This window comes from Streptomyces sp. PKA51 (genome assembly GCF_057552455.1).
In genome coordinates, this window is the sequence record NZ_BAAJPZ010000001.1 from 548,097 (window position 1) to 555,761 (window position 7,665).

9 protein-coding genes are annotated in these 7,665 nt (G+C 73.4%); 4 read left to right on the forward strand and 5 right to left on the reverse strand.

Annotated elements, in window-relative coordinates:
- Positions 1 to 86 precede the first annotated feature (86 nt).
- Positions 87 to 1,238, reverse strand: a complete 1,152-nt coding sequence (locus AC27L3_RS02160; RefSeq protein WP_487232237.1) for an AAA family ATPase — start codon at positions 1,236 to 1,238, stop codon at positions 87 to 89.
- Positions 1,239 to 1,344: 106 nt separating this feature from the next.
- On the opposite strand from AC27L3_RS02160, the gene AC27L3_RS02165 reads away from it, so the two are divergent.
- Complete coding sequence (locus tag AC27L3_RS02165; protein ID WP_487232238.1) at positions 1,345 to 1,905, forward strand: hypothetical protein; 561 nt, start codon at positions 1,345 to 1,347, stop codon at positions 1,903 to 1,905.
- A 71-nt stretch (positions 1,906 to 1,976) separates the two neighbouring features.
- On the opposite strand, the gene AC27L3_RS02170 is transcribed toward AC27L3_RS02165, so the two are convergent.
- Both AC27L3_RS02170 and AC27L3_RS02175 read right to left on the reverse strand, forming a co-directional pair.
- A complete protein-coding gene (locus AC27L3_RS02170; protein WP_487232239.1) occupies positions 1,977 to 2,411 on the reverse strand; it encodes an SRPBCC family protein in 435 nt (144 codons plus the stop codon).
- A gap of 96 nt (positions 2,412 to 2,507) precedes the next feature.
- Complete coding sequence (locus tag AC27L3_RS02175; RefSeq protein WP_487232240.1) at positions 2,508 to 3,206, reverse strand: esterase/lipase family protein; 699 nt, start codon at positions 3,204 to 3,206, stop codon at positions 2,508 to 2,510.
- A 249-nt stretch (positions 3,207 to 3,455) separates the two neighbouring features.
- On the opposite strand from AC27L3_RS02175, the gene AC27L3_RS02180 reads away from it, so the two are divergent.
- Positions 3,456 to 3,734, forward strand: a complete 279-nt coding sequence (locus tag AC27L3_RS02180; protein WP_487232303.1) for a DUF1540 domain-containing protein — start codon at positions 3,456 to 3,458, stop codon at positions 3,732 to 3,734.
- Between the two features lie 4 nt (positions 3,735 to 3,738).
- On the opposite strand, the gene AC27L3_RS02185 is transcribed toward AC27L3_RS02180, so the two are convergent.
- Positions 3,739 to 4,758, reverse strand: a complete 1,020-nt coding sequence (locus tag AC27L3_RS02185) for an alcohol dehydrogenase (RefSeq protein WP_487232241.1) — start codon at positions 4,756 to 4,758, stop codon at positions 3,739 to 3,741.
- Positions 4,759 to 4,955: 197 nt separating this feature from the next.
- Here AC27L3_RS02185 and AC27L3_RS02190 point away from each other — a divergent pair, with 197 nt between their 5' ends.
- Entirely contained in the window at positions 4,956 to 5,732 is a 777-nt protein-coding gene (locus AC27L3_RS02190; RefSeq protein WP_487232242.1) for a TetR/AcrR family transcriptional regulator, read from the forward strand.
- Positions 5,733 to 5,775: 43 nt separating this feature from the next.
- Here AC27L3_RS02190 and AC27L3_RS02195 read toward each other — a convergent pair whose 3' ends face one another.
- The gene (locus AC27L3_RS02195) at positions 5,776 to 6,225 is read right to left on the reverse strand and encodes an RICIN domain-containing protein (RefSeq protein WP_487232243.1); all 450 of its coding nucleotides are present in this window, start codon (positions 6,223 to 6,225) and stop codon (positions 5,776 to 5,778) included.
- 159 nt (positions 6,226 to 6,384) lie between these two features.
- On the opposite strand from AC27L3_RS02195, the gene AC27L3_RS02200 reads away from it, so the two are divergent.
- A complete protein-coding gene (locus AC27L3_RS02200) occupies positions 6,385 to 7,422 on the forward strand; it encodes a GDP-mannose 4,6-dehydratase (RefSeq protein WP_487232244.1) in 1,038 nt (345 codons plus the stop codon).
- Positions 7,423 to 7,665 lie beyond the last annotated feature (243 nt).

The following is a 7,665-nucleotide window of genomic DNA, read 5'->3' on the forward strand; positions in this document are numbered from 1 at the left end:
CCGCTTCGTCGGTCCTCAAGCGCACACCTACGGTGGAATCGGGTACCCCGTACGGCCGCCGGTATGCGCCCGCGCCCGCCGCGACGTCAGCGCTTGGGCCAGTGCCACAGCGGCTCGTCCAGCGGACCCTCGCGCCCGGCGACCTCCGTACGCCCCGAGGCGTCCTTGACCAGGGTGAGCGAGGCGGTGCCGATGCGGTGGCTGCGCGCGCCGCGGGCGAGGGCCGCGGCCAGCTCCTGCGCATGGGTGACCACCACGATCTGGGTGTCCCGGGCCGCCGTGAGGATCAGGTCCGCCAGCGGAGGCAGCAGATCGGGGTGCAGGCTCGACTCGGGCTCGTTGAGCACGAGCAGCGCCGGCGGGCGCGGGGTGAGCAGCGCCGCCGTCCACAGCAGGTAGCGCAGGGTGCCGTCGGAGAGCTCGGCCGCGCCCAGCGGGCGCAGCATCCCGCGCTGGTGCAGCAGCAGCTCGAAACGCCCGCCCTGGTCGGCGATCTGCACGGTGCTGCCCGGGAACGCGGCGTCCACGGCCGCGGCCAGGGCCTCGTGGTCGCCGATCTCCCGGATCGTCTGCAGCGCCGCGGCGAGGTCGGCACCGTCGTGGCCGAGCACCGGGGTGCGGGTGCCGACCCGGGCGGCGCGGGCGGGCGCGTGGGCATCGGTGCGCACGTGGTCGTAGAACCGCCAGGAGCGCATGTGCTCGCGCAGCCGCAGCAGATCGGGGGCGAGGCGGGGGTCGGCGAGCTCGCCGAGCATGCTGTCGTACGGGCGCAGGGCGTTCACCGACCGGTGCCAGCTGCCGTCGGCGGTGCGGGTGCGCACGGACGGGCCGGAACGGTCCGACAGCAGGGCCGAGGGCCGCAGCACGGGACCGGCCCAGGTGCACTCCCGTTTGATCTCGGGATCGCGGCCGAACATCGACGGCGCCCCCGCGCCGATGGGGTGGCCGAAGTCGACCGCATAGCCGAACTCCTCGCCGGAGAAGCCCAGTTTCAGACTCACCACCGGGGAGCGGCCGCTGCCGCGCCGGTCGCCCGCCCACAGGGCCGACGGCAGCCCGCCCTCGCGCGCGAGGGCCGCTACCGCACCGCCGTCGGCGGCGTCGGCCAGCAGCCGCAGCGCCCGGTACAGGCTGGACTTGCCCGTGCCGTTCGCGCCCGAGACCACGGTGAGCCGCTCCAGCGGAACGATCAGGCGCCGCAGGGAACGGTAGTTTTCGACTGCGAGGGTGGTGAGCATGGCGTCCTTCGGTGCAGGGGGTGGACCTGCCACCGAGTCTGCCAAGGGGGTCCGACATCACCGGCCCGCGCGCCCGACCACCGACCGAGACGTGAAGGAAACACCCGTGCCCGCAGCCGCCATACCCCACACCCTCGCCGCCGTCGCCCTGCTCGCCGGGCTGACGGCGCCCGCGGCCGCCGCCGCGCCCGCCCCCTCGTACGACCACGCCGCGGCCGCCGCCCCGGCGCGTGCGAAGGCGACCGATCCGGTGCGCATCACGGAGGGTCAGGTGCGCGAGGCCGCCCCCGGACAGGCCATCCTCTACCCCTCGGTGACCAGCTGTCTGACGGTGACCGTCCGCCTGGCGGGCGGGGCCAAGGCGGGCGCCCACGCCAGCCTGTTCCAGGTGCCGGGCGAGTACCGCTCGGACGCGATCCTGCCCGCCCTGCGCCGGGCCGCCGGGGCGCGGCGCGTGACCTCGGTGGAGGTCAAGGGCGCCGTCGGCGCCTGGCACCCCGGCTACTTCGCCAAGGCCGTCGAGGCCTACGGCCCCGACGAGCAGGTGCCCTACCCCACGCAGCCCGACCCCGCGGGCATCGCCGCCGCCGTGGCGCGCGGCCTGGGTGTGCCGCAGGCCGAGGTGAGCGTCGAGGACCTGCCGGACGGGGACGTGACGGTGCGCTGACCGCCGGGGAGCGCGCATCCGGTGCACGGCCCTCACCCCCGGCCCTCACCCCCTGTCCTCACCCCCGGCCCTCACTTCCGGGCGAGGGCCGTGTCCGCCGCGTCGAGGATCCGGCCGAAGACGTGGCCGACGACGGGCGCCAGCAGGCGGGTCGCCCGGGCGCCGAGCGGGGCCTGGAAGCTCGTCGTCCACTCCACCAGGGTGCCGTCCGCGACCTCGGTGAAGGTCATGCGGCCCAGCTCGTGCCGGGCGGGCGGGAAGCTGCGCTCGACGGTGTAGTCGAAGCCGTACGGCGCGTTGTAGGCGGTGATCCGCTCGCGGAACCAGCCGATCAGCCAGGTGTGCAGCCGTACGGCGCCCACCCCGTAGGGCGCGTCCGTGCCCGGCCGGGCCAGACGCGCCCGCAGGACGAAGGGGCTGCGGGTGTAGTTGGTGGTCGTGGCGCACCACGCGAACACCTCGGCAATCGGGGCGGCGATGACGCGGCGCACCGTCACGGTCTCCATGGTGGTCACCTTCCTGTGGGAAGCGGGTTCACCGGGTAGACCGTGCGCGCGGCGAAAGTGTGACGGAACGCGTGCCGCCGTCGTCGGTGATGCGCGTCACATGTGCGCGGCCCCCAGGGTCGCGCGCACCTTCGCGGCCACCGCGGCGTCCGTCAGCAGGTCGTTGTGCCTCAGGCAGGTGGTGCGCACGTTGCGCGCGCCCTGCAGCTGCGGGCTGTTCTGCGGGAGCATCACCTCGTCGCAGGGCGACCACAGGACCGTGTAGTCGACGGAACCGGGGGACTCGTCCCCGGTGTTGAGGTTCCTCAGCACGTACGACCCGGGCGTCATGTCCTTGCAGCCCTGGTCCCACAGGGCGCACAGCGCGGCGATGCCCGTGCCGTGGTTGGGGCCGGCCAGGGACACCCAGTGGCGGACCGTGGACCGCCCCCGGTCGAACTTCACGTACCAGCGGCTCGGGAGGCTGCCGAGGCTGTGGGAGACGATGTCCACCTGGGAGGCGCCGGTTTGCCGCAGCACCACGTCGACGTACTGCGCCAGGAGGCCGGCGGTCACCTCGTTCGTCGACCGGGTGGTGTCGTAGGTCCAGGCGAACAGCCGGTCCCCGGGCGTGCCCGCCGCTCTGAACCGGGTGATCATGCTGTCCCACGCGCCGGCGTCGGCGTTGCGGCCGTGCACGAAGACCACCGGACGGGCGTCGGCCGGCCCGTGCGCCTGCGCGGCGCCGCCGGGTGAGGCGGCCAGGGCCGCAGTCGAGAGCAGAGCTGTCAGGACGGCTGCGACACAGCGGCGCATGGAGCGACCTCCGAGGCACTCGCGCGGGTCGGGACGCAAGGATTCTCGGCTGTCGCCGTGCTGCTCAAACCGGTTTCGCAGCGGCTTCGCACCGGCTTCGCAGCGACCTCGAACCGGTTTCGCACAGGCTTCGCACCGGCTTCGAACCGGCTTCCGGGTGAACGGGCCCGCCCGCCGGTGTCGTGGCGCGGCGGGCGAGGAAGGCATCGTGCGAACCCGGTACCGCCGTGCGAGGAGAGCGCCGTGGAGATGCCTCAGGTGGCCGTGTGCCAGGTCGCCGACTGCGCGTACAACCAGGACAGTGCCTGCCACGCCCTGGCCATCACCGTGGGCGACTCGACGCAAGCCCGCTGCGACACCTTCTTCGTGCACTCCACCAAGGGCGGCGACCTGGCCGCCACGGGCCGGGTGGGCGCGTGCAAGATGTCCGGGTGCCTGCACAACGTGGGGCTGGAGTGCCAGGCCCCCGGCATCACGGTGGCCGCGCTGCAGGACGCGGCCGACTGCCTGACCTACACCTCCCGCTGACCGTCTACCGGCCGGTCGTCAGGACCATCCGGAAGCGCGCCTCGCCGGAGAGCATGCGCGCGAACGCGGCGCCCGCCTCCTCCAGCGGCACGGTCTCCACCATCGGGCGGATGCCGTTGCGGGCACTGAACGCCATGGTCTCCTCGACGTCCTGCGCGGTGCCGGAGGGGTGACCGTGCACGGTGCGGCCGCCCATGATCAGCTGCAGCGGGGTGACGGTGAGCGGCTCCGGGGTGGCGCCGAGCACCACGAGCCGGCCGCGGTGGGCGAGGCCGTCGACGGTGGCGCTCATCGCGTCGGAGTTCGCCGCCGTGGCCAGGACGACCTTGGCGCCGCCGAGGTCCTGCAGGGCCGCGGCCACGTCGGTGGCCTTGCTGTCGATGTAGTGGCGGGCCCCGAGCTTGTGGGCGAGGTCCTTCTTCCCGGCGCCGCGCGCGATGGCGACGGTGTCGAACCCGAGAGCCGCCGCGTACTGCACGCCGAGGTGACCCAGGCCGCCCAGGCCCAGGACGGCGACCAGGTCGCCGGGGCCGGCGCCGCTGTGCCGCAGGGCGTTGAAGGTGGTCACGCCGGCGCAGCCGAGCGGCGCCGCCTCGGCGGCGGAGAGCTCCTCGGGGATGCGGGCCAGCGCGCCGACGGGCGCGACCATGGCCTCGGCGAAGCCGCCGGGGTAGGCCCAGCCGGGCACCTGCAGCGAGGTGCAGTGGATGAAGTCGCCCTCGCGGCAGGGGCGGCAGTGGCCGCAGTGTCCGCCGAACCAGCCCACCGCCACCCGGTCGCCGACCTGCCAGCCGGTCACGCCCTCGCCGAGGGCGTCGATGCGGCCGGCCACCTCGTGACCGGTGACCAGCGGGAAGCGGACGTCGGGGAAGGCGTTGTGCACGAAGGCGGCGTCGGTGTGGCAGATGCCGCACGCCTCGACGGCGATGCGGACGTGGCCGGGGCCGGGCTCGGGGAGTGCGCGCTCGACGATCTCGAGGTCCCCTCCGGGGGCGGCCACCTGGGCAACACGCATGGACGTCATGACACGGGTCTCTTTCGTCGGGAGAGCAGGGGGTGAGGGACCGGTCCGCCGCGCGTGGGCCGGGCGCCACCGGGCGCCGGGGCCGCAGGCCGGCCGGACGTGCCTCGCTATCGACGATACACCCGAGAATGTATCGCCGCTATATCGCCAGGCGGGTTTCTTTATCGGTCCGACCCCGAGCCCTATATCGTTGCTACATGACCGCCAGCCCCCGGGACCGCATCCTCCAGGCCGCCGCCCGCCTGCTCGCCGCATCCGGCGGCGCCCCCGTCTCCACCCGGGCGGTCTGCGAGGCCGCCGGCGTGGGAGCGCCCACGCTCTACCACCACTTCGGCGACAAGCAGGGGCTCCTCGACGCGGTCGTCGCCCACGGCTTCGAGCAGTACCTGGCCGGCAAGAAGGCCGCGGGCTCCACCGGCGACCCCGTGGAGGACCTGCGCCGCGGCTGGGACGCCCACGTGGAGTTCGGCCGTACGCACCCGGCCTTCTACGCCCTGATGTACGGCACCCCGCGCACCGGCCCCCCGCCCGCCGCCGCCCGCGAGGCCCACGGCGCACTGCTGGAACTGTGCCGCCGCATCGCACTGGCCGGGCGGCTGCGCACCGCCCCGGAGCTCGCCGCGCGCATGGTCCTGGCCGCCAACAGCGGCGTCACCCTCGCCCTGATCGCCGACCCGGGGGAGGAGGCCGAGCAGGTCTGCCGGCGCACCCGGGACGCGGTCGTCGACGCGATCACCACCGGAGTCGCCGACAAAGCCAGCGACAAAACCACCGGCAAAGCCGCTGCCGAGGCCACGGATGGGGCCGCCGGCGAGGAGAACGGCCGGGCGGAGCACCCGGGAGTCGACCCGCACGCCGCCGCGGCCACCCTGGCCGCCGCGCTCACCGGCGACCGGGCGCCCGGACTGACCCCCAACGAGACGCTGCTGCTGCGCGACTGGCTCCGCCGCATCACCGACGGCCCGGCCGGCTGACGGATCGCCCCGCCGGATCGGCCCCCCGGATCGAGCCGCGGGATCAGTCCACCGGCTCCAGGCGCCACCACTGCGCCGGGTGGTCCCGGTCCTCCCACTGCTGGACGTTGTCACCGGGGGAGGTGCCCGCGTCGGCCACCTCCAGCAGCAGGCCGCTGACGTGGTTGATCAGGCTGACCGTCCCCGCGTCGTCCAGATGGCGCTCGACGAGCCACTCCTGGGCGCCGTAGTTGTTGGCCTTCCACTGCTGGACGTTGGCGCCGTTCTCCACGGAGGCGCCGGTGACGTCCAGGCGCTTGCCGCTGCCCGCGTTGACGAAGTGGTACTCGGCGCTGCCCTCGTGCACCGGGCTCACCTGCCACGCCTGGGCCGGCGAGCCGTCCTCCTTGCCCTGCTGCACATTGGCACCACTGCCCTTGCGGCCGCCCGCCACCTCCAGCAGCAGCCCGCTGTGGACGTTGCGCACCCGGTACAGCCCGTGCCAGCCGCTCACGTTCCCGCTCCTCACCCGCTTGTCACGCGATCCTGCGAACGCCTGATTGTACTGACCTCTGTGCCATGGGTCGGGTGCCCGCCGCGGCGCGAAGTCTCGGAAATTCCTTAGCCCCTTGCGTGATTCGGTGAGCTCGCCGAGCACTGCGAAAGGGGACTGATGTCCAAGCGCGCGCTGATCACCGGAATCACGGGGCAGGACGGCTCCTACCTGGCCGAGCACCTCCTCGCCGAGGGCTACCAGGTCTGGGGCCTGACCCGGGGCCAGGCCAACCCCCGCAAGGAGCGGGTGGGCCGGCTCATACCGGAGCTGTCGTTCGTCAACGGCGACCTGATGGACCAGGCCAGCCTGGTCGCCGCCGTCGACCTCGTCCAGCCCGACGAGGTCTACAACCTCGGAGCCATCTCCTTCGTCCCCATGTCCTGGGAACAGGCCGAGCTCGTCACCGAGGTCAACGGCACCGGCGTGCTGCGGATGCTGGAGGCCATCCGCATGGTCAGCGGCCTGGGCAGGTCCTCCGGCAGCGGGCACGGCTCCGGGCAGATCCGCTTCTACCAGGCGTCCTCCTCGGAGATGTTCGGCAAGGTCGTCGAGACCCCGCAGAACGAGCAGACCTCCTTCCACCCCCGCAGCCCCTACGGCGTCGCCAAGACCTACGGGCACTACATCACCCGCAACTACCGCGAGTCCTTCGGGATGTACGGGGTCTCCGGGATCCTCTTCAACCACGAATCGCCCCGCCGCGGCGCCGAGTTCGTCACCCGCAAGATCTCCCTGGCCGTGGCCCAGATCAAGCTGGGCCTGCAGGACAAGCTCTCCCTCGGCAACCTCGACGCCGTGCGCGACTGGGGCTTCGCCGGCGACTACGTCCGCGCCATGCACCTGATGCTGCAGCAGGACGAGCCCGGCGAATACGTCGTCGGCACCGGGCAGATGCACTCCGTACGGGAGGCCGCGCGCCTGGCCTTCGAGTGCGTCGGCCTGGACTGGGAGGAGCACGTCGTCGTCGACCCCGCCCTCGTGCGCCCCGCCGAGGTCGAGACGCTGTGCGCCGACTACACCTGCGCCCGCGAGGCGCTGGGCTGGGAGCCGGAGGTCGGCTTCCCCGAACTGATGCAGATGATGGTCGAGTCCGACCTGCGCCAGGCCGCCCGCGAGCGCGACCACGGCGAGGTGCTCGCCGCCGCCATCTGGTAACCCCCCGCCATCAGGGCGTCCTCGCCCGCCCGCCCGTGCGCCCCGCCTGCGGCGATGCCCGACTCTAGGGATTTTTCGAGCCGTGCCCGCCGACACTGGGCGCGTGGCGTGCGGGAAGCCGGGCCGTGCCCCGGGCGGGGCGCCCGGATGACGTCGAGTCGCTGTGGATCAGCCCTCCCGAGTGCCGGATGTCCACACCGAATCCTCTGCTGTCCGCCGGTCTTGAGATGGGTTGAGTTGACA

Excerpts from the sequence above, each read along its gene's own strand:
- AC27L3_RS02160 (WP_487232237.1), bottom strand. The coding sequence starts at position 1,238 with ATGCTCACCACCCTCGCAGTCGAAAACTACCGTTCCCTGCGGCGCCTG.
- AC27L3_RS02170 (WP_487232239.1), bottom strand. The coding sequence starts at position 2,411 with ATGGAGACCGTGACGGTGCGCCGCGTCATCGCCGCCCCGATTGCCGAG.
- AC27L3_RS02175 (WP_487232240.1), bottom strand. The coding sequence starts at position 3,206 with ATGCGCCGCTGTGTCGCAGCCGTCCTGACAGCTCTGCTCTCGACTGCG.
- AC27L3_RS02180 (WP_487232303.1), top strand. The coding sequence starts at position 3,456 with ATGCCTCAGGTGGCCGTGTGCCAGGTCGCCGACTGCGCGTACAACCAG.
- AC27L3_RS02185 (WP_487232241.1), bottom strand. The coding sequence starts at position 4,758 with ATGACGTCCATGCGTGTTGCCCAGGTGGCCGCCCCCGGAGGGGACCTC.
- AC27L3_RS02190 (WP_487232242.1), top strand. The coding sequence starts at position 4,956 with ATGACCGCCAGCCCCCGGGACCGCATCCTCCAGGCCGCCGCCCGCCTG.
- AC27L3_RS02200 (WP_487232244.1), top strand. The coding sequence starts at position 6,385 with ATGTCCAAGCGCGCGCTGATCACCGGAATCACGGGGCAGGACGGCTCC.